This window comes from Lysobacter sp. Soil_C_15, from assembly GCF_057657315.1.
Window position 1 is genome coordinate 26,138 of record NZ_JBDGIR010000005.1, and the last position, 21,120, is coordinate 47,257.

Below are 21,120 nucleotides of genomic sequence, written 5' to 3' on the forward strand. Positions count from 1 at the left end.
TCCTACAGGAAGCGGGGTCGCTCAGGCCTTGGCCGTGGGGCGGGACAAGCGCGCCTGCAGCAGCGACAGCAGCTCGCGCTTCTCGTCCTCGTTGAGGCCGGTCTCGCGTTGCTGGCTTTGCAGTTCGGCCAGCCGCTGCTCGACGGTCTGCTTGTCGAGCTGGGCGATGGCGTCGAGGAACTCGCGCTGCAGGGTGTCGTCGCTGCCGGGCAGGGTCTGGCTGGCCAGTTTCTGCAGCGCCGCAGCCTGCTCGTGCTCGGCGAAATGCTCGAGCAGGGCGCCGGTGCTGATCTCCGGCCGCTGCTGGACCAGGTCGACGATCGCGGTCAGCAGTTCGATCCCCGGCTGGCGCAACTGGGCGAAGCGGTACGGCGGCGCCAGCGCCGCGGCCAGCGAAGGCTTCTGCAGCACGATCGCGATCGCGCTGCGCACCAGCGAGCGCTTCGGCGTCGGCGCGGCGCGGCCGCCGCCGTGCGCGCGCTGCGCCGGCACATGCGTTTCCGGCCCGGCGGCGCGCGCGCCGACCCCGGTCAGCTCGGTCAGGCGCTGCTTCATCAGGTCGCCGAAGGCGCCGTCGGGAATCTGCGCCAGCAAGGGCTTGGCGCGCTCGGCGAGGCGGCCCTTGCCTTCCAGGGTGTTGAGATTGACGTCGGCGGCGAGGCTGTCGAACAGGAACTGCGACAGCGGCATCGCCTCGCGCAGGCGATGGTCGAAACCGTCGGCGCCCTCCTGGCGCACCAGGCTGTCCGGGTCTTCGCCGTCGGGCAGGAACAGGAAGAAGGCCTGGCGGCCGTCCTTCATCCGCGGCAGCACCGACTCCACCGCCTTCCACGCCGCGCCGCGCCCGGCGCGGTCGCCGTCGAAGCAGAAGTACACGTCGGCGGCGTTGCGGAACAGCAGTTCGGCGTGGTCGGGCGTGGTCGCGGTGCCCAGCGTCGCCACCGCGGTGTCGACGCCGTGCTGGAACAGCGCGATCACGTCCATATAGCCTTCGACCACGATCAGGCGCGGGATCTTGTTGTGCGCCTGGCGCACCTGCCACAGCCCGTACAACTCGCGGCCCTTGTGGAACAGCGGGGTTTCCGGCGAGTTGAGGTACTTGGGCCCGTCCTCCTTGTCGAGCACGCGGCCGCCGAACGCGATGACCCGGCCGCGGCGGTCGTGGATGGGGAACATCACCCGGTCGCGGAACTTGTCGTAGACCCGGCCGCTTTCGTTCTTGGAGAACAGGCCCGCGCGTTCGAGCAGCTTCATCCGCCGCTCGTCGGTGCCGAGCGCGTCGCGCAGGCCGTTGAAGCTGTCGGGCGCATAGCCGATGCCGAAGCGGTCGCGGATCTCGATGCTGACCCCGCGCGCGTCGAGATAGCCCTGGGCCTTGCCGCTGGCCGCGTACTGGCGCAGGAAGAAGCGCTGCGCCGCCTCGACCGCGGTGTACAGGTCCTGGGTCTCGGAATCCTGGTTGCGCGAGCGGGTGTCGCGCGGCACCTCCACGCCGATCCGCTTGGCCAGTTCGTCGACCGCGTCGAGGAACTCGAGCCGGTCGTAGTTCATCAGGAAACTGATCGCGGTGCCGTGCGCGCCGCAGCCGAAGCAGTGGTAGAACTGCTTGGTCGGCGAGACCCAGAACGAGGGCGAGCGCTCGTCGTGGAACGGGCAGCGCGCCGAATACTCCTTGCCCTGCCGTTTCAGCGGCACGCGCGAGCCGACCACCTCGACGATGTCGGTGCGGGCGAGGAGGTCGTCGATGAAGCCGTCGGGAATGCGGGCCATGCCGGGGCGCGCCCGGGCATCGGGCGCAATCGCTGCTGGTGGATCGGCGTCTAGGATGCCATGCGCGGCGGCGCGGGGCGTGGCCGGGTGCGGCCGCTGGCTCAGGCCGGGGGCGCGGCCGCGGCGCGCGCCTCGCTCAGGCGCCGGCGCAACCGCGCGCGCTCATCGAGCATCGCGGTGATCAGCGCGCCGAGCAGGAACGCCATCGCGCAGTAATACATCCACACCAGCATCACCACCAGGCCGCCGGCCGGGCCGTAGGCGCTGCCCAGGCTGGCCTGGCCCAGGTACAGGCCGATCGCGCTGCGGCCGAGCATGAACAACGCCGAGGTGAGCGCGCCGCCGACCAGGGCCCGGCGGCGGCCGACCGGCCGGTCCGGCAGCCAGCGGTACATCGCGGCGAAGACCAGGGCGTAGAGCAGGAACGAGACGATGCCGGCGGCCAGCGGCAACAGATCGGGCAGGTAGGCGATCAGCAACTGCAGCGCCGCCTGCACCGCCATCGACACCACCAGCAGGAAGCCGACGCTGATCGCCATGCCGAACGAGAGCAGGCGCTTGCGCAGCCAGGCCAGCGCCCCGCCCAGGCGCTGGGCGTCGCTGCGGAACACCCGGTTCAAGGCGGTCTGCAACTGGCCGAACACCGCCGAGGCGCCGACCAGCAGGGCCAGCAGCCCGAATCCCGCCGCCATCGAGCCGGTGTCGGGCCGGTGCTCGGCGTTGGCGACGATCAGCCGCGCGGTGCCCTCGACCTCGCTGCCGACCAGCAGGCCGATCTGGCGGAAGAATTCTTCCTGCGCCGACGGGTACAGCGCGGTGGTCAGCCACAGCAGCAACAGCACCAGCGGCGCCAGCGAGAGCAGGGTGTAGAACGACAGCGCCGCGGCCAGGGCCAGCAGGTCGTACTCGAAGAAGCGCTCCAGCAACTGCCCCGGCGCGCTGCGCCCCAGCCGCGCCTGCAGGGCGCGGATGCGCTCGGCCAGGTCGTCGGGATCGGTCGGCGGTGCGGGCGGGCTGGGTTGCAAGGGCATGCGGCAGAAGGGGGCGACGCGTGCGGCGTCGCCCCCAGTATGCCGGCCTGGGGTTAGCCGGGCGTGGCCGCGGCGTTCAGGCGTGGGCTCAGGCGGACTTCGGTCGCGATTGCTGCGGCCGCCTCAATCGCGGCGGCTCCAACTACGGCCGCTTCAATCACGGTCGCTTCGCGGCGGATTCAATCACGACGGATTCAATCACGGAAGTAGTCGTGACGGCCGGCGCCGTCGTGGCGGCCGCCGTGCAGGCAACAATTCTCTTCAACCTCCGGGCCGAACCGCAGGGGCAGGGATCGTTGCGGCCCAGCTTCTCGACCAGTTCCTTGTCGCCGTGGACGAAGCGACGGCCGCGACGGACCTGGGTTTCCGAGGGATAGCCCCGGCGGCGCTTGCGGGTGAGCTCAAGCGCGGGCGCGGTCTCGAAAGCAGTCGGGGCGGGCGCGATGGCGTGGTTTCATGGAACACCTCCTGGCGTGTGGCTCGTCGAGCCGGCGAAGGACGCCGCCGTGGGCGGCGTCCGGGTCCTGCGGCCGCGCGCGATGCGGGCGCGGCGGGTGGGGCTGCGACGCTGGCCGCTCAGCCGGCCAGGCGCTGCTTGGCCAGGGCCGAGACCTGGCCCATGTCGGCCTTGCCGGCCAGCTTGGCCTTGAGCGGGCCCATCAGCTTGCCCAGGTCGGCCGGGCCGGTCGCACCGACTTCGGCGATGAGCGCGTCGACCACGGCCAGGATCTCGGCTTCGCCGAGCTTGGCCGGCAGGTAGCGCTCGATCACCACGATCTCGTCGCGCTCGACCTGGGCCAGGTCCTCGCGCGCGGCGGCCTGGTACTGGCTGACCGAGTCGCGGCGCTGCTTGACCATCTTGTCGAGCACCGCGATCACCGCGGTGTCGTCCAGTTCGATGCGCTCGTCGACTTCCTTCTGCTTGAGCGCGGCGTTGATCAGGCGGATCACGCCCAGGGACTGCTTGTCGCCGCTCTTCATCGCGGCCTTCATGTCTTCGGTGAGGCGTTGTTTGAGGCTCATGGGTCGGGGGCCGGGAATGGGGAATGGGGAATCGGGATTGGTCAGGAGCGGGGTAAAGAGCGGGTGGGAGAGGCGGCGCGGTCTGTTTTTGCCGATGCCCTATTCCCTACTCTCCGTTCCCGGCTCTCAAGCCGGAAACGCAAAAAGCCGGCGGCGCCCGAGGCGCGGCCGGCTTCGTGCTCGCTACGCGCGCAGATCGGCCTGGGGCCGAACGGCGCGAAGCGGGCGATCAGTACAGGCGCTGACGCTTGGTGACGTCGCGCGAAGCGCGGCGGGCCTGACGCTTCACCGCAGCAGCGGCCTTGCGCTTGCGTTCCTGCGTCGGCTTTTCGTAGAACTCGCGCTTGCGGGTCTCGGCCAGGACGCCGGCCTTCTCGCAGGTGCGCTTGAAGCGGCGCAGGGCAAATTCGAAAGGCTCGTTTTCGCGGACTTTGACGCTGGGCATACGTTATCTCGTTAGGGAACCGGCCCGGGCAGACCGGGAGAGCCGCGCATTATAGCGATGCTCGGACGGAAGGTGCAACATACACCCCCATGAACGCGACATTCTCCCAGAAAACCGCGGCCGGCGGGGCGCTCCGATGAAGGTCCTCGGCATCGAGACCAGCTGCGACGAGACCGGCGTCGCCGTCTACGACACCCAGGCCGGGCTGCGCGCCCACGCGCTCTACAGCCAGATCGCCCTGCACGCCGAGTACGGCGGGGTGGTGCCGGAGCTGGCCAGCCGCGACCACGTGCGCAAGCTGCTGCCGCTGATCCGCCAGACCCTGGCCGAGTCGGACCTGCGCCCGCAGGACCTGGACGGGGTGGCCTACACCGCCGGCCCGGGCCTGGTCGGGGCCCTGCTGGTCGGGGCCGGGGTCGCCCGCGCCCTGGCCTGGGCGCTGGAGGTGCCGGCGGTCGCCATCCACCACATGGAGGGCCACCTGCTGGCGCCGCTGATGGAGGACGACCCGCTGGGCCGGCCGCAGCCGCCGTTCGTGGCCCTGCTGGTGTCCGGCGGCCACACCCAACTGGTCGCGGTCGACGCCATCGGCCGCTACCGCCTGCTCGGCGAGACCCTGGACGACGCCGCCGGCGAGGCCTTCGACAAGACCGCCAAGCTGATGGGCCTGCCTTACCCGGGCGGGCCGCAGTTGGCGGCGCAGGCCGAGCTCGGCGTGCCGGGGCGGTTCAAGTTCGCCCGGCCGATGACCGACCGGCCCGGTCTGGACTTCAGCTTCAGCGGGCTCAAGACTCAGGTCCTGCTGGCCTGGCAGAACAGCGACCGCAGCGACCAGACCCGCGCCGACATCGCCCGCGGCTTCGAGGATGCGGTGGTCGACACCCTGGCGATCAAGTGCCAGCGCGCCCTCGACGCGGCCGGCTGCGACACCCTGGTGGTCGCCGGCGGCGTCGGCGCCAACCGCCGGCTGCGCGCGCAGCTGGCGGCGATGGCGGAAAAACGCGGCGGCCGGGTCTGTTTCCCGCGTCCGGCGTTCTGCACCGACAACGGCGCGATGATCGCCTACGCCGGCGCCCTGCGCCTGCAGGCCGGCCAGCACGAAGACGCCGCGGTCAAGGTGACGCCGCGCTGGGACATGGCGTTGTTGCAGGCGGTATAGCCTTGCTCGGGACTCGGGACTCGGGACTCGGGACTCGGGACTCGCCGCTGCGGGACCGCAATCCGGGTCTCGCGAAGCCGATGCGATCCCGCCTACCATAGCCGCGCTTTTCCGAGTCCCGAGTCCCGAGTCCCGAGTCCCGCCCCCTATGGACCACGTCTTCATCGAAGGCCTCGAGCTCGAGGCCGTGATCGGCATCTACGACTGGGAACGCAAGATCCGCCAACCGCTGGTGTTCGACCTGGAAATGGACTTCGACAACCGGGTGCCGGCGGCCAGCGATGCGATCGGCGACACCTTGGACTACAAGGCGATCAGCGACCGCATCGCCGACTATGTGGGCCAGTCGCAGTTCGGCCTGGTCGAAACTCTGGCCGAACGGGTCGCGGCGATCGTGATCGAGGAATTCGGCGTCAGTCGGGTGCGGCTCAAGCTGACCAAGCCCAGCGCGATCCGCGGCGCGCGCGGGGTCGGGGTGCGCATCGAGCGTTCGCGCGCGCCGTGATCCGCGGCCGCCGAGCGCGGCCGGCGAGGCGATCGTCCGCCGGCCCCGGCGCCGCCCCTCTTGCGCATCGTCGCGCCAGGTTCGACGATGCGGCGGGGAATTCGTAGGGGAACGGCGATGTTCGACAAACTTTCGCGCAGCTGGGAACTGGTCAAGGCCAGCGCCGCGGTATTGCGTTCGGACCGGGAGCTGATGCTGTTTCCGGTGATCTCGGCGATCTGCGTGTTGGTGGTGCTGGCCACCTTCCTGATCCCGGTGGTGGTCATGGACGCGTTCGCCGACGGTTTCGGCGTCGGCGCTGCGGTGCTGAGCTTCGCCTTCTACTTCTGCCAGTACTTCGTGATCATCTTCTGCAACTGCGCCCTGGTCAGCGGCGCGATGATCCGCCTGGAGGGCGGCAACCCGACCCTGGCCGACGGCTTCCGCGCCGCGACCGCGCGGTTGGCCGCGATCGCCGGCTACGCCGCCATCGCCGCGACCGTCGGCATGATCCTGCAGGCGCTCAAGGACCGCGACAACAACTTCATCGTGCGCCTGATCGGCAGCGCGCTCGGCGCGGCCTGGACCATGGCCACCTTCCTGGTCGTGCCGGTGCTGGTGGCCGAGGACATCGGCCCGGTCGAGGCGGTCAAGCGCAGCGTGGCGCTGTTCAAGCGCACCTGGGGCGAGAGCGCGGCCGGCATGGTCGGCATCGGTTTCGCCTTCGCCGCGCTGATGATCGGCACCGGCCTGGCCGGCTTCGGCCTGGCCTGGCTGCTGGGCCTGATGTCGTCGGCGCTGGCGGTGCTGGTCGGCGCGCTGACCGTGCTCGCCCTGCTCGCGCTGGCGGTGTACCAGAGCGCGCTCGGCGGGGTGTACTCGGCCGCGCTGTACCGCTACGCCAACGAAGGCGAACTGCCGGCCGGCTTCGAGGGCCTGCAGCTGGAGAGCGCGCTGGTCCGGCGCTGACGAGGAGCGCGGAGCGGCCCGGGTTGGAGCGACGCAAGTCGCGACCAACCGAAGCGACGTTCGAAAGCGTGCTGGCCGCAGTCCGGCCAGTCGGATCACGCGAACTGCGCCGTTTGCCCGGCCTGCGGCCGCCGCGCGGGCGTAACCGGCGCGGCTGTCGCGGCTTATGACCGGAGGAAATCCCCGTGGGACGCCGCTCCTACAAGGGCGGCGGCGGTCGCGCTGACGGGGTTCGGGCCGTATCCTGGCGGCCCGCTTGCCGTGCGCCCGTACGCGCCCCGAACCACGTGAATTCTTTCGATCTGCCGCCCCCCGACGCCGACGCGCTGGCGCACAGCGCGCGCCTGTCCGCCCTGATCCGCGAACAGATCGCCGCCCACGGCGGCGCGATCCCGTTCTCGCGCTTCATGGAGCTGGCCCTGTACGCGCCCGGCCTGGGCTACTACAGCGCCGGCGCGAGCAAGTTCGGCGCCGAGGGCGACTTCGTCACCGCGCCCGAGCTCGGCCCGGTGTTCGCCGCCTGCGTCGCCGAAGCGGTGGCGCCGGTGCTGCGCCAGATCGGCCCGCAGGCGCGTTTCCTCGAGCTCGGCGGCGGCACCGGCGCGTTCGCCGAAGTGGCGCTCAAGCGCCTGCTCGAACTCGATGCGCTGCCCGACCGCTACGCCATCCTCGAGCCCAGCGCGCAGCTGCGCCACCGCCAGCGCGAGCGCCTGCGCGAACGCCTGGTGCCGCCGGTGTTCGAACTGCTGGAATGGCCCGACGGCCCGTTCGGCGACGAGTGGGACGGGGTGCTGTTCGCCAACGAAGTGATCGATGCGCTGCCGACGCCGCGCTTCGCGATCCGCGACGAGGAAGTGTTCGAGGAGTACGTGGTCGCCGAAGGCGAGGGCTTCGCCCGCACCCTGCGGCCGGCCGACGATTTCCTCGCCAATGCGGTGCGCCTGGCCGAGCGCCGGCTGGAGCGGCCGCTGGCCGAGGGCTATCGCTCGGAACTGCTGCCGCAGCTGCCGTACTGGATCCAGGCCGTGTCCGGCGGCCTGCGCCGCGGGGCGATGCTGTTCGTCGACTACGGCTATCCGCGCAGCGAGTACTACGCGCCCGAACGCGCCGACGGCACCCTGCGCGCCTATTACCGCCACCGCATGCACGACGAGCCCTTGCTGTGGCCGGGGCTGCAGGACCTCACCGCCTCGGTCGATTTCACCGCCCTGGTCGAGGCCGGCGTGGCCGCCGGCTTCGACCTGGCCGGCTACTGCAACCAGGCCAGTTTCCTGCTCGGCAACGGCTTGGCCGGGGTGCTGGAGCGGATCGAGGGCATCGCCGATCCGGTCGAGAAACAGCGCCGCCTCGACGAGGTCAAGCGCCTGACCCTGCCCAGCGAAATGGGCGAGCGGTTCCAGGTGATGGGCTTCGAGAAGGAGGTCGAGTTCGGGGTGGCGTTCATGGCCGGCGACCTGAGTTTCCGCCTGTGAGCGCGTTGCGCGAGTTCCGGCGCCCGGCGCTGTGGTGCGCGCTGGGCGCGGCGATGGTGCTGGCGGTGATCGGCGCGACCCTGCTGCCGGCGCGCGAGTTGCCGCCGCCGCCGTTCTCCGGTTTCGACAAGATCGAACACTTCGCCGCCTACGCGGCGATGTCGGCCTATGCCGGGATGCTGTTCGCGCGCCGCCGCGCCCAGGCGATCGCCGCCGCGGCGTTGATCGCGCTCGGCGTGGCGCTGGAATTCGCCCAGGCCAACCTGACCCAGTCGCGCAGCGGCGACATCGTCGACGCCCTGGCCAACAGCCTCGGCGCCGTTATCGGCCTGCTGCTGGCGACGACCCCGGTGGCCGGCTGGCTGCAGCGCGTGGACCGCTGGCTGGCGCCGCGCGCCGGCTGAACGCGCGACGTGTTTTTTGCGCAAACGCCCCTGTTCAGTGTGCTTCGGGTGCCGTAGCAACTGAACCCCGGGTGAGCCTCGCGTCAGTAAGTCGAGGTTTGTCACATTGCCAGGGTCGGCAAGATCACATGGCAGCTTGCGCAAAGGTTAAAAACTTGTGAGGCTCCACCGCGGGCTGATCCGGCCTGCCCGTCCCTCGCAAGGAACCCCTTCCATGTCCGTAGCGCATCGCAACCGTCTGGCCTTAGCCGTGGCCGCCGCCATGGCCGCCACCCTCGTGGCCCCCACCGCCTTCGCCCAGGAGCCCGCCCCCGCGCCCAGCCGCGAAGCGACGACCCTCGATGCGGTCCAGGTCACCGGTTCGCGCGTGCGCGGCCGCGCCGCCGAAGACACCGCGGCGCCGGTGGACGTGATCGGCAAGGAAGAACTGAACGCGACCGGCGCGACCGAGATCGGCCAGATCCTGCAGATGCTGGAGCCCTCGTTCAATTTCTCCCGCACCTTCGTCAGCGACGGCACCGACATCCTGCGCCCGGCGACGCTGCGCTCGCTGGGCCCGGACCAGGTGCTGGTGCTGGTCAACGGCAAGCGCCGCCACCAGCAGGCGCTGGTCAACGTGCAGCAGACCATCGGCCGCGGTTCGGCCGGCACCGACATCAACGCGATCCCGCTGTCGGCGATCGAACGCATCGAAGTGCTGCGCGACGGCGCTGCCGCGCAGTACGGCTCCGACGCGATCTCCGGCGTGATCAACATCATCCTCAAGAAGCAGACCGAGGAGACCCAGCTTTCGTTCCAGGCCGGCCAGTACTACGCCGGCGACGGCGAGAACTACTCCGCCTCGGTCAATCACGGCTTCAAGCTCGGCGGCGACGGCGGTTACCTCAATCTGTCGCTGGAATACCGCGATCGCGCCGAGACCAACCGCGCCGGCCCGGACAGCCTGCGGGTGAACCCGCCGCGGGTGACCCAGCGCCTGGGCGACGCCGACGCCACCGACGCCTACTTCTGGTTCAACGGCGGCCTGCCGGTCGGCACCGGCGAGCTGTACTGGTTCGGCGGCCTGTCGCGTCGCGAAGGCGACTCTTCCGGTTTCTTCCGCAGCGCCGGCGACAACCGCACGGTGCCGGCGCTGTACCCGAACGGCTTCCTGCCCAACATCCTGACCACGGTCGACGACCACTCGCTGGCGGTCGGCTACAAGGCGCCGATCAACGACAACTGGGACTGGGACGTCTCGATCAACCGCGGCCGCAGCAAGTTCGGCTTCGAAGAGAGCAACTCGGTCAACGTCAGCTGGTGGTACGAGCCCAAGCCGGGCGGCGGCATCTACGCCGCATCGCCGACCAAGGCCGACACCGGCACCCTGCAGGCCGACCAGACCACCTTCAACCTGGACTTCCGCGGCACGCTCAAGGGCTTCAACGACAACCCGCTGTACCTGGGCACCGGCCTGGAGTACCGCAAGGACGACTACCAGATCCGTCCCGGCGCGCCGGTGACCTACACCTACGGCCGCACCAACGATCGTTCGATCGCGATCGTCGGCCAGACCGGCGACACCGCCCAGCCCGGCATGCAGGGCTTCCCCGGCTTCTCGCCGAACGAAGCGGTCGACGACGGCCGCCACAACTACGCCGTCTACCTCGATCTGGAAACCAACCTGACCGAGCGCTTCCTGCTCGGCGGCGCGATCCGCTACGAGGACTACTCCGACTTCGGCAACACCACCACCGGCAAGCTGTCGGCGCGCTTCGACGCCAGCGACGCGTTCGCGGTGCGCGGCACGGTCTCGACCGGCTTCCGCGCGCCGGGCGTGCAGCAGCTGTTCTACAGCCAGCGCTCGACCAACCTCAACGCCGCCGGCGAGCTGACCGACACCCTGACCGCGCGCCAGGACAGCGCGGTGACCCGCGCCTTCGGCATCGAGCCGCTGAAGGAGGAAACCTCCAAGAGCGCCTCGGTCGGCTTCGTGCTCAAGCCCAACGACCGCTTCTCGCTGACCCTGGACGTGTTCCGGATCGACATCGACGACCGGATCATCTTCTCCAGCAACATCCAGCCCGAGGCGGTCGGCAACAACGGCCTGCCGTGCGCGGCCAACAACGCCAACTGTCCGATCCGCGCCATCCTCGATCCGATCGGGGTCGGCCAGGTGCTGTTCTTCACCAACGCCATCGACACCCGCACCACCGGCGTCGACCTGGTCGCCAATCACAACACCGAGTTCGCCGGCGGTTCCAAGCTCAACCTGACCGCGCTGGTCCACTTCAACAAGACCGAAGTCAAGTCGCGCCGCTCGCAGTCGGCGATCCTGCCGCCGAACGTGCTGTTCGACGACACCCAGGTGACCCTGATCGAGGAAGGCCAGCCGCGCTCGCACCACGTGCTGCAGGGCGTGTACGAGGTCGGCGCCTGGGAATGGACCGCGCGCGCCAACTACTACGGCTCGGTCGCCGGCGAAGGCTTTACCCCGGGCGTCAAGCAGCGTTGGGGCGGCAAGTGGCTGGGCGATCTGGCGGTGCGCTACAAGTTCAGCGACCAGCTCAGCCTGACCGTCGGCGGCAACAACATCTTCGACACCTATCCCGACAAGTGGGACAAGGTCGACGGCGCGCCGTTCCCGCAGCTGGGCTTCAAGTACGGCTGGGAAACCCTGCCGTTCGGCATGAACGGCGGCAGCTATTACGCGCGGATCGATTACCGCTTCTGATCGCGCTGTAACGCAGCCGACAAGCCGCCGCGCTCACCCGCGGCGGCTTTTTATCGTCCGGATCGGCATGTTGGACGGGGTAGGAGCGACGCCAGTCGCGACCGGGGCTGCGTTCTCGCGCCGTCGCCGAATGGAGCGCTGCGAGGGCGGCGTAAGCCGCGACACGACGCGCTGGCTTGCGTCGCCGTTGTCGGGGCGTGGTCGCGACTGGCGTCGCTCCTACCCCTGTGGCGACTCGGTATCGGCCTTGCGCTGGGCGGCGATGGCTTCGATGCGGGCGCGGCGCATGGCTTCGCCGACCGCCGGACCGCTGAGGCCGGGCGCGAGGTCGCCGGCGCGCACCGCCAGCGCGGCGCGCAAGGCCGCGACCAGGGCCGCGCCCGACGGATAGGGCTGCTCCTCCAGGCCCAGGCGGCCGCGCTTGTCGGCCTCGCAGACCAGGCTCATCTGCTCGATCCGCTGCGGGTTGCGGAACCCGTCGCAGCGCGCGATCAGCTCGTACACGCTGCGCGGCCGCATCTCGGCCAGGCGGTGTACGTTGAGGTGCTCGCGGCAGACCGCCTCGGCCAGCAGGCGGTGTTCGGTCGGTATCTTGAGCCGCGCGCACAACCGCGCCAGCGGTTCCAGCCCGGCGTGCTCGTGGTTGTGGTGGCGCGGCAACAGCTCGGCCGGGGTCAGCGCCTTGCCCAGGTCGTGGGTCAGCGCGGCGAAGCCGATCACGTCGTCGCCGGGCGCCAGCCGCGCGGCCATGTCCATGACCATCTCGGTATGCACGCCGGTGTCGACCTCGGGGTGGTACTCCGGCCGTTGCGGCACGCCGTACAGCGCTTCGACTTCGGGCAGCACCGCGGCCAGCGCGCCGGCCTGGTGCAGGGTGCGCACGAACGCCGACGGTTGCGCGCAAGTCAGGGCGCGGCGCAGTTCCTGCCAGACCCGTTCGGCGACCAGCTCGGCCAGCTCCCCCGATTCGGCCATGCGCCGCATCAGCGCGATGGTTTCCGGCGCGACCTGGAAGCCGTGCGCGGCGAAGCGGGCCATGAAACGCGCCGCACGCAGCACCCGCAGCGGGTCCTCGACGAAGGCCGGGCCGACGTGGCGCAGCACCCGCTGTTCGATGTCGCGCGCGCCGCCGTAGGGATCGACCAGGCTGCCGTCCTCGGCGCGGGCGATGGCGTTGATGGTGAAGTCGCGCCGGCCCAGGTCTTCTTCCAGGCTCACCGAGGGGTCGGCGTCGACGACGAAACCGCGGTAGCCGCGGCCGGACTTGCGTTCGGTCCGCGCCAGCGCGTACTCCTCGCCGCTGTCCGGGTGCAGGAACACCGGAAAGTCCTTGCCCACCGCCTTGAAACCCGCGGCCAGCATGGCCTCCGGCGTTTCGCCGACCACCACGTAATCGCGGTCCCCGGCCGGCAGGCCGAGCAAGGCATCGCGGACCGCGCCGCCGACGAGATAGGTTTTCACTCTGGTCTCCACGGGACTCGGGACTTGGGACTCGGGACTCGGGACTCGAAAGAGCGCTGCCGGCGACCTGGCGGAGACGCGGGATACTGCTTTACGAGTCCCGAGTCCCGAGTCCCGAACCCCGCCAGTTCAGCGCGGCGAATTCTGCGCCAGCAAGGCGATGATGTCCTCGGCGCCGGCGCTGCGGCCGAGGTGGCGCACGATCGGGTTCGGCTGACCGGAGACCCACAGCCGCAGTTCGGCTTCCAGGTCGAAGTGGCCGGCGGTCTCCAGCGAGAACATGACGATGCTGCGGTAGGGCAGGCTGAGGAACTCGGTCTTGCGTCCGGTCACGCCCTGCTTGTCGACCAGGATCAGGCGCCGGTCGGTGAACACGATCAGGTCGCGGATCTCGCCGAACGCGCGCTGTACGGTTTCGCCCGGCGCCAGCAGCGGAGCGAAGTCGTCGTTGACCTTGTCGGCGGATTTGGCGCCGGCGTGGCCGAGCAGAGTGTCGAGCAGGCCCATGGCAGGGTCCCTTCGCGTGAGGTGGCTCATCCTAGCGCAGCGCCGCTGCGCTTGTCGGGCGGCGTAAGCCGCGACCACCGCAGCGGTGTACGCGAGCGTAGCGCCCGAAGACCTGGGGCGCAGCGCTTGGAGCGGGTACTGTCCGAACGTCCGGGCTTCGGCGACAGCGCTGTCGAAAACCGCTGCGGTGGTCGCGGCTCACGCCGCTCCTACAGGGGGCAGGCCGAGAATTTCGGGCAGCTTCGGCAGCACCGGGGTCGGTTCGACGCCGAGCTTTAGCAAGCCGTTCTCGACGCTGGTCGAATCGGTCTGCAGCGAGCGCCAGTTGTCGCGACTGATCGGCTTGCCCGGCAGGTGTTCGCCGACCTCGGCCTGCAACTTGCCCAGCGCATCCGGCAGCGGCAGCACCAGGCGCAGGCGGCCGCGCGCGCGGGCGGTGGCGCGCACGATCTCGCCCAGGCTCAGCACGTCCGGGCCGACCAGGTTGTAGCTGCGGCCGATGTGCTGGCCGTCGTTCAGCGCGTTGACGAAGGCCTGGGCGACATCGCCGATCCACACCGGCTGGAAGCGCGCGCCGCTGCGGCCGATCGGCAGCGCCGGCGAGTAGCGCAGCAATTGGTCGAAACGGCAGAACAGGCCGTCGCCGGGGCCGGCGATGACCGACGGCCGGAACAGGGTCCAGTCGAGCTTGCTCGCGCGCACCCGCTGCTCGGCGCGGCCGCGCGATTCCAGGTAATGGCTCTGGCCGGTGCCGGCGTTGAGCGCGCTCATCTGCAGCAGGCGCTTCACCCCCATGTCGCGCATCGCTTCGAGCAGGGCGTCGAGCAGTTCGACGAACACGTGTTCGAAGCCGGCGCCGCTGTCGCCGCGCTCGTTGAGGATGCCGACCAGGTTGACCACCGCGTCGACGTCGTCGAGCACGGCGCGCAGGAAATCCGGATTGCCGACGTCGCCCTCGATCAGGCTGGCGTCGCGCGAGAGCCGGCGCTTCTTGGCCGGCTCGACGCCGCGGCTGAGCACGGTGATGCGGCAGCGCTCGCGCAGCAGATGGTCGACCAGATGCCGGCCGACGAAGCCGGTACCGCCGAGAACCAGGACATGACGGCGCGCCATCGCGGCCTCACTCGCCCTCGGCGCTTTCGGCCGCAGCCGCCGGTGCGGCGGCGGGCCGTGCGGCGGGTTCGGGCGGGCAGACGAAGGCCTTGCGCTTGCCGTCGACGACCCCGCGCAGGCGGTCGCTGACGTTCATCGCGTCGCCGTTGAGTTGCCAGTCGTAGATCACGCTGAAGGCGAGCACGCGGGCGACGTACTCGCGGGTCTCCTTGTAGCTGATGGTCTCGATCCAGAACTCCGGCTCCATGCCCGGGCGCTGCGACTGCCAGCGCGCCAGCGGCGCCGGGCCGGCGTTGTAGCCGGCCATGGCGAAGTAGGGCTGGCCGCCGTACTTGTCGAGCAATTGGCGCAGGTAAGCGGTGCCGAGCACGATGTTGGTGTCGGAGTCGTACAGGCTGGCGGCGCCGCCCCAGGGCAGGCCCAGGCTCTTGGCCACCTGCGCGCCGGTGCCGGGCAGCACCTGCATCAGCCCCATCGCGTTGGCGCCGGAGCGCGCCTTGGGATTGAACACGCTTTCGGCGCGGATCTCGGCCGCGACCCAGGCCGGATCGATGCGGTTGGCGGCGGCCTCGCGGCGGATGGTGTCGCCGTGGTGCAGCGGGAAGCGCAGGTAGTACAGGCGCTGTTCCTGCGGGGTCTTGTTGAGCGAGAACACCGCGCGGTCGAACCACTGGTAGCCCTGCGCGACCTCGATCGCCAGGCGCCGCTGGGTGTCGTCGAAGCGGCTCAGCGCCTCGTCCCACTCGCGCACCGCCCAGCCGCTGCGGTCGATCTGGTACAGGCCCATCGCCCGCAGCAGCGCCGGATCGCGCGCGATCGCGCTCTTGGCGGCGAGGCTGTCGGCCGGCTGCACCGGGCACAGCGCGTACGGCGCGCCGAGCCGGTCGGCGGCCAGGAAGCCGTGGAAGTCGGTCTTGCGCGCGGCCTCGCGGTACAGCCGCGCCGCGCTGGCCTGGTCGCCAGCGCGTTCGCTGAGCCGCGCCTCGAAGAACTGCCAGCGCGATTCGCCGCGCTGCTTGGCGCCCATCTTGCGGATCGCCGCCAGCGCGCCGGCCCAGTCCGAGCGCGACATCGCCTCGCGCGCGCGCCACTCGTGCAGACGTTCGTCGAAGGCGACCTCGGGCACGGCATTGAGCCGGCGCGCCGAGTCGGGTTCGTAGGAGGCCACCGTCCACAGCGCCGCCTGGTACAGCACCCGGCCGCGGTCGGCGTCGCTGAAGCCCAGCGCCGCGGCGTACTTGGGCAACTGCGCCTCGGCGCTGGCCGGCTGGGCCTTGGCCAGCTTGGCCAGGCCGTAGGAGGCGATCTTGCGGCTGCGCTCGGTCTTCGGCCAACCGAGCGCGCGCTCATTGACGTTGTCCAGGAACGCCGCGTAGTCGTTCGCCAGTGCGAGTTGCTCCGCCGGCAACCCGCGCGCCGCGGCGCGCATCACCGCCGGCTGCCATTCCGCGGCCGCGGCCTCGATGCGTTCCCAGCGCAGTTCCGGGCTCAGCCCGCCGCGCGCGGCGAGCAGCGCGAACGGCGCATCGCAACCGTCGGGCAGCGACTTGCCGCCGCTGCGCCAGATCGCCTGGGCCTCGCGGTTCCAGGCCTCGTCGAGCCGGCCCAGCGCCTGGCGCGCGTTCAATTCGGCGCAGCGCAGGGCGACGCTGCGTTCCTTGCCGGCGACGCTGCGCGGGGTCCAGGCGGCGAGGAAGCTCGGCCAGTCCTCGCGGCGCGCGGTCGCAGCCAGCCAGATCTCGCGGAACGCGTCGCCGGAGGCTTCCTTGCCGCGGCGGGCGAGGAAGTCGGCGGCCTGGCCGTTGTTGACCGCGTCGATGTTGCGGCGCAGGTTCGCGTACTCGATCCAGCCGTACAGCGGATGCCGGCCGAGGTCGGCGTACTGGCCGGCATCGAAGCCGGGGCGCTCGGCCGCTTCCAGCGCGGCGCGCACCCGCGGCAGCTGCGGATCGGCCGCCGGCGCGGGCAGCGGATGGGCGATCGCGCGCGGCTTGACCGCGGCGCCGGCAGGGCTCGGCGCCGACGCCGTGGTCTGGGCGCAGGCGGTGGTGGCGAGGGCCGCGACGAAGGCGGCGACGGCGAGGCGGAGAGGGCGCGGGAGCATCGCCGGACTATAGCCCAGAGCGGATGAATGCCTTATATGAACAAGCCCGCGTTGCGAGCGGATTGCTATCGCCGTCGCGATCGACGCTATCGCCTCGCGCGCTCGCGCAAGACGCGCGGTCGCCAGCGCGCGCAGCGGGGCGCAGAATGCGGCCTTCGCTCGCCGCGCCGCGCGCCGCCATCCAGGGCGGACTTCGGTCCCGCGCCGCTGGCGTCGCCCCCGAGATCGCTCTGGACGATCGCCTACCGCTGGACCAGGCCCGCTGCGATGAATCGAGTTTGCAATTCCACCGCCTGCGGCGCGTCGGTAACGACCGGAGCGCAGGCATGACGGTGTGGTTGGTGTTCCTCGCGCTCGGCGCGGTCGCCGGCGTGCTCGCCGGCCTGCTCGGCATCGGCGGCGGCCTGGTGCTGGTCGCGGCGCTGGCCTGGATCGCGCCGTGGATGGGCATCCCGCAAGAGGCGGCCATGCACACCGCGCTGGCCAGTTCGCTGGCCAGCATCGTGCTGACCGCGACCGCCTCGGCGCGCGCCCACGCCAAGCGCGGCAGCGTGCTGTGGCCGACCGTGCGCTGGATGGTGCCGGGGCTGTTGCTCGGCGGCTGGCTCGGCAGTTTCGTCGCGGTGCGCATCGACGGCAACTGGCTGCGCCTGATCGTCGCCGGCTACTGCCTGATCGCTGCGGCGCAACTGTTGTTCGGCAAGAACCGCGCGCCGCTGGCCGACGGCGCGCCGCCGCCGCAGGGGCTGCCTCTGTCGGCGGCTGGGGTCGGCATCGGCGCGGTGTCGGCGGTGGTCGGCATTGGCGGCGGCAGCATGACCGTGCCCCTGCTGGTCTGGCGCGGGGTGGCGCCGGTGCGCGCGGTCGGCACCTCCTCGGCCTGCGGCGTGGCGATCGGCCTGGCCAGCGCGGTCGGCTACGCGCTCAACGCGCCGCCCGGCGCCCTGCCCGAACACGCGATCGGCTACGTCTACCTGCCCGCGGCGATCGGCGTCGCGGTGGCCTCGGTGCTGGCCGCGCCCTACGGCACCCGGCTCGCCCATCGCCTGCACGGCGACACCCTCAAGCGGGTGTTCGCCGGCTTCCTGATCCTGGTCGCGGTCAGCCTGCTGCTCGGCGGCCGAGCCTGACTGCACGGTTCGCCCCGGCCTGGCTCCAGCCGCGCGGCCGGAGGGGCGGCGACTGTCCGCAGACCTGGCTGAACGGGCCACCGCACGACGCCGTATCGACCGTGCGTCCGCCGGCGCCGACGAAAGCGATCCGAAACTGGAACCGGTTTGGCAAGACCCTCCTGTTTGCGCCTTGTGGCGGATTCACGGATTGTTTACAACCTCTCGATGCCTTCCGACCGATCGGACGGCGTGCCAATAGCCAGCAGAGCTAAGTCACATAACTTGAGGGAGAGAGAGTCGATGAAAGTGTCGCGTCGCCATGCCCTGGCGAAAGCCATCCAGTTGTCCCTGCTGATCGCACTGCCCGGGTTCGCCGCAGCCCAGGACGCCGCTCCGGCGAAGGACGCCACCACGCTCGACACGGTCCAGGTGACCGGCACCCGCATCAAGAAGGCCGAGATCGAAAGCCAGGTCCCGGTCCAGACCCTGACCCGCGACGACATCGAACGCACCGGCCTGACCTCGATCGGCGACGTCGTGCAGGAACTCACCGGCGCCGGCTCGGCGCTCAACACCAAGTTCAACTCCTCGGGCAACTTCGGCTTCTCGCCGAACGGCGACGGCATCGGCGCCGGCTCGGCCCAGGTCGACCTGCGCCACCTCGGCCCCAAGCGCGTGCTGGTCCTGGTCGACGGCATGCGCTGGGTCAACGAGTCCTCCGCCTCCGGCGTGGGCGCGGCGACCGACCTCAACACCATTCCGCTGGCCATCGTCGAGCGCATCGAAGTGCTCGAGGACGGCGCGTCCTCGCTGTACGGCTCCGACGCCATCGCCGGCGTGGTCAACATCATCACCCGGCGCAACTTCGACGGCGGCCAGGTGACCCTGAACTACGGCCAGTACGGCAAGGGCGACGGCGAGCTGCAGGGCGTCGACCTGGCCTACGGCTTCAACACCGACAAGGCCAACCTGTTCCTCGGCCTGAGCTACGTCGACCAGGATCCGGTGTTCTCGCGCGACCGTGCGCTGTCGCGCGTGCCGGTGCCGGGCCTGGGCGTGGAGACCGGCAGCTCGGCGACCCCGAACGGCCGCTTCATCATCACCCCGCCGACCGCCAGCACCGCCTGCCCGCTGACCGACACCGACGACGATCCGAGCACCCCGCCGATCCCGTTCTGCAACATCACCACGCCCAACGGCAGCAGCTTCCCCAACGGCGTGCGCTATCCGCAGGACTTCATTCCGTTCACCGGCGCGAACCGCTACAACTTCGCCCGCGAGAACATGCTGCTGACGCCGTCCAAGCGCACCGGCGCCTTCGCCCAGTTCCGCTACCACTTCAACGACAACGTCCAGGCCTACGTCAAGGCGCTGTACAACCGCCGCGAATCGGTCAACCAGGCCGCGCCGGAACCGCTGTTCCTCGGCCTCGACGCCGGCACCGGCAACGTCTGGTCCGAGCACATCACCATCTCGCGCCTGAATCCGTTCAACCCGTTCGGCTTCGACCTGACCACCGAGGGCGCCAATCCGAACCTGGTCCTGCTCGGCCGCCGTCCGGTCGAGGGCGGCCCGCGCATCTTCGAACAGCAGGTCGATACCCAGTACATCGCCGCGGGCGTGGAAGGCAGCTTCGACGCCGGCGACCGCACCTACTTCTGGGACGTCAACTTCGCCAGCAACAAGAACGAGGCCGAACAGACCAACCGCGGCAGCTACAACATCCGCAACATCAACATCGCGGTCGGCGATCCGGCGGTGTGCGCCGCGACCCCGGGCTGCGTGCCGCTGAACCTGTTCGGCGGCCCGGGCACGATCACCCCGGCGATGCTCAACTGGATCAGCCCGGTCGTGCGCGACCGCAGCGAGCAGAAGCTGCAGACCTTCACCGCCAACCTGTCCGGCGATCTGTTCGACCTGTGGGCCGGCCCGCTGTCGTTCGCGGCCGGTTACGAATACCGCAAGTACGAAGGCTTCTACCGCCCCGATCCGATCACCGTCGCCGGCTTCTACAACGGCACCCAGTCGCTGCCGACCAAGGGCGAGTACGACGTCAACGAAGCCTATGTCGAGCTGAACCTGCCGCTGATCAAGGAAGGTTCGTTCGGCAAGAGCCTGGACCTGAGCCTGGCCGGCCGCTATTCGGACTACTCGACCTTCGGCGGCCAGTTCACCCCGAAGTACGGCCTGCGCTGGCAAGTCGCCGATGAGTTCCTGCTGCGCACCACCTACGCCGAAGGCTTCCGCGCGCCGTCGATCGGCGAGTTGTTCGGCTCGGCCAGCCGCGCCGACCTGCAGCTCAGCGATCCCTGCCTGATCTCGATCACCGGCGCCCCGCCGACCGGCAACCGCGCCAACTGCGCCGCGCTCGGCGTGCCGGCCGGCGCGACCCAGGCCAACAGCCAGATCTCGGTGCAGACCGGCGGCAACCCCGACCTGGAGCCGGAAACCGCACGCAGCTTCACCGCCGGCTTCGTCTACAGCCCGGCCTGGGCCGCGGGCGTGCCGTGGTCGGACAAGTTCGACTTCGAGGTCACCTACTACCGCCATTCGCTGGAAGGCGCGGTGCAGGCGATCGACGCCCAGACCCAGCTCAACCTGTGCGTGCAGACCCTCGACCCGACCTACTGCAACGGCATCACCCGTTCCAGCGTCGGCGGCATCAACTCGTTCGAGAACAAGCTGACCAACCTGGGTTCGATCAAGACCTCCGGCTGGGACATGGACTTCTTCTGGACCCTGCCGGAAACCTCGTGGGGCCAGTTCAAGTTCAGCTGGCAGAACACCTGGGTGACCCAGTACGACGCGGTCGGCGCCGCCGGCCAGGTGCAGCCGCGCAAGCCGGGCGTGGAAGTCAACGACAGCGCGATCCCGGAGTGGACCTCCAACGCCACCCTGTCGTGGAAGCGCAACGCCTGGAACGCGTCGTGGACCGTGCGCCACATCTCCGAGCTGGACGAAATCTGCCAGGCCTCGGCGCTGGACTCGCCGTACTGCGACAACTCGGTGACCGGCGAGAACAAGCTCGACGCGATCACCTACCACGACCTGCAGCTGGGCTACCACATCGACTGGCTGAAGGGGCTGCAGATCACCGGCGGCGTCAACAATCTGTTCGACAAGGATCCGCCGGTGTGCCTGTCGTGCTCGCTCAACGGCTACGACGCGTCCACCTACGACATCCCGGGCGGCCGCTTCTTCTACCTGCGCGCGGACCTGCGCTTCTGATCGCGGCGTAGTTCGATCCGATCGCGGCGTAGTTCGCTACCCGCAACAAAGCGAACGGCCGGTGGGCGACCACCGGCCGTTTCGTTTGCGTGCCGGTGTCGCCGTCGAAGCAGAAACAGAGGCAG

The 21,120-nt window shown here is 70.2% G+C and carries 16 protein-coding genes and 1 pseudogene; 8 read left to right on the forward strand and 9 right to left on the reverse strand.

Features of this window, described 5'->3' with window-relative positions; translation table 11 throughout:
- Positions 1-21: 21 nt before the first annotated feature.
- The 5 genes from dnaG to rpsU all read right to left on the reverse strand — a co-directional run bounded on the left by dnaG (position 22) and on the right by rpsU (position 4,269).
- On the reverse strand, positions 22-1,770 hold the full coding sequence (gene dnaG, locus AC3A57_RS12890; RefSeq protein WP_487579265.1) for a DNA primase: 1,749 nt from the start codon (positions 1,768-1,770) through the stop codon (positions 22-24).
- A gap of 101 nt (positions 1,771-1,871) precedes the next feature.
- Positions 1,872-2,801 carry a YihY/virulence factor BrkB family protein gene (locus tag AC3A57_RS12895; protein WP_487579266.1) on the reverse strand — a complete coding sequence of 310 codons (930 nt, stop codon included), beginning with the start codon at positions 2,799-2,801 and terminating at the stop codon, positions 1,872-1,874.
- Positions 2,802-2,958: 157 nt separating this feature from the next.
- A complete protein-coding gene (locus tag AC3A57_RS12900) occupies positions 2,959-3,246 on the reverse strand; it encodes an SEC-C metal-binding domain-containing protein (RefSeq protein WP_487579611.1) in 288 nt (95 codons plus the stop codon).
- 131 nt (positions 3,247-3,377) lie between these two features.
- A complete protein-coding gene (locus AC3A57_RS12905) occupies positions 3,378-3,824 on the reverse strand; it encodes a GatB/YqeY domain-containing protein (protein WP_487579267.1) in 447 nt (148 codons plus the stop codon).
- Positions 3,825-4,053: 229 nt separating this feature from the next.
- Positions 4,054-4,269: a 30S ribosomal protein S21 gene (rpsU, locus tag AC3A57_RS12910; RefSeq protein ID WP_031371286.1), complete on the reverse strand. Its 216-nt coding sequence runs from the start codon at positions 4,267-4,269 to the stop codon at positions 4,054-4,056.
- Positions 4,270-4,405: 136 nt separating this feature from the next.
- On the opposite strand from rpsU, the pseudogene tsaD reads away from it, so the two are divergent.
- The 6 genes and pseudogenes from tsaD to AC3A57_RS12940 form a co-directional block, all read left to right on the forward strand.
- Positions 4,406-5,425: pseudogene (gene tsaD, locus AC3A57_RS12915) on the forward strand (tRNA (adenosine(37)-N6)-threonylcarbamoyltransferase complex transferase subunit TsaD); the annotation flags it as partial.
- A gap of 151 nt (positions 5,426-5,576) precedes the next feature.
- Positions 5,577-5,933, forward strand: coding sequence for a dihydroneopterin aldolase (folB, locus tag AC3A57_RS12920; protein WP_487579268.1), 357 nt, complete (start codon positions 5,577-5,579; stop codon positions 5,931-5,933).
- A 117-nt stretch (positions 5,934-6,050) separates the two neighbouring features.
- Entirely contained in the window at positions 6,051-6,881 is an 831-nt protein-coding gene (locus AC3A57_RS12925; protein ID WP_487579269.1) for a DUF6159 family protein, read from the forward strand.
- A 287-nt stretch (positions 6,882-7,168) separates the two neighbouring features.
- Positions 7,169-8,353: a class I SAM-dependent methyltransferase gene (locus AC3A57_RS12930; RefSeq protein ID WP_487579270.1), complete on the forward strand. Its 1,185-nt coding sequence runs from the start codon at positions 7,169-7,171 to the stop codon at positions 8,351-8,353.
- Positions 8,350-8,757, forward strand: coding sequence for a VanZ family protein (locus AC3A57_RS12935; protein WP_487579271.1), 408 nt, complete (start codon positions 8,350-8,352; stop codon positions 8,755-8,757). The genes AC3A57_RS12930 and AC3A57_RS12935 overlap by 4 nt, the downstream gene beginning before the upstream one ends.
- 214 nt (positions 8,758-8,971) lie before the next feature.
- The gene (locus AC3A57_RS12940) at positions 8,972-11,470 is read left to right on the forward strand and encodes a TonB-dependent receptor plug domain-containing protein (RefSeq protein WP_487579272.1); all 2,499 of its coding nucleotides are present in this window, start codon (positions 8,972-8,974) and stop codon (positions 11,468-11,470) included.
- Positions 11,471-11,689: 219 nt separating this feature from the next.
- On the opposite strand, the gene AC3A57_RS12945 is transcribed toward AC3A57_RS12940, so the two are convergent.
- The 4 genes from AC3A57_RS12945 to AC3A57_RS12960 form a co-directional block, all read right to left on the reverse strand.
- Positions 11,690-12,931, reverse strand: a complete 1,242-nt coding sequence (locus AC3A57_RS12945; protein WP_487579273.1) for a multifunctional CCA addition/repair protein — start codon at positions 12,929-12,931, stop codon at positions 11,690-11,692.
- A gap of 129 nt (positions 12,932-13,060) precedes the next feature.
- The gene (locus AC3A57_RS12950) at positions 13,061-13,438 is read right to left on the reverse strand and encodes a PH domain-containing protein (RefSeq protein WP_221671056.1); all 378 of its coding nucleotides are present in this window, start codon (positions 13,436-13,438) and stop codon (positions 13,061-13,063) included.
- Positions 13,439-13,636: 198 nt separating this feature from the next.
- Positions 13,637-14,551 carry a complex I NDUFA9 subunit family protein gene (locus AC3A57_RS12955; protein WP_487579274.1) on the reverse strand — a complete coding sequence of 305 codons (915 nt, stop codon included), beginning with the start codon at positions 14,549-14,551 and terminating at the stop codon, positions 13,637-13,639.
- 7 nt (positions 14,552-14,558) lie between these two features.
- The gene (locus tag AC3A57_RS12960) at positions 14,559-16,655 is read right to left on the reverse strand and encodes a lytic transglycosylase domain-containing protein (RefSeq protein WP_487579275.1); all 2,097 of its coding nucleotides are present in this window, start codon (positions 16,653-16,655) and stop codon (positions 14,559-14,561) included.
- Between the two features lie 326 nt (positions 16,656-16,981).
- Between AC3A57_RS12960 and AC3A57_RS12965 the strand changes: the two genes are divergently transcribed.
- Both AC3A57_RS12965 and AC3A57_RS12970 read left to right on the forward strand, forming a co-directional pair.
- A complete protein-coding gene (locus AC3A57_RS12965; protein WP_487579276.1) occupies positions 16,982-17,785 on the forward strand; it encodes a sulfite exporter TauE/SafE family protein in 804 nt (267 codons plus the stop codon).
- Positions 17,786-18,067: 282 nt separating this feature from the next.
- A complete protein-coding gene (locus tag AC3A57_RS12970) occupies positions 18,068-20,995 on the forward strand; it encodes a TonB-dependent receptor (protein WP_487579277.1) in 2,928 nt (975 codons plus the stop codon).
- Positions 20,996-21,120 lie beyond the last annotated feature (125 nt).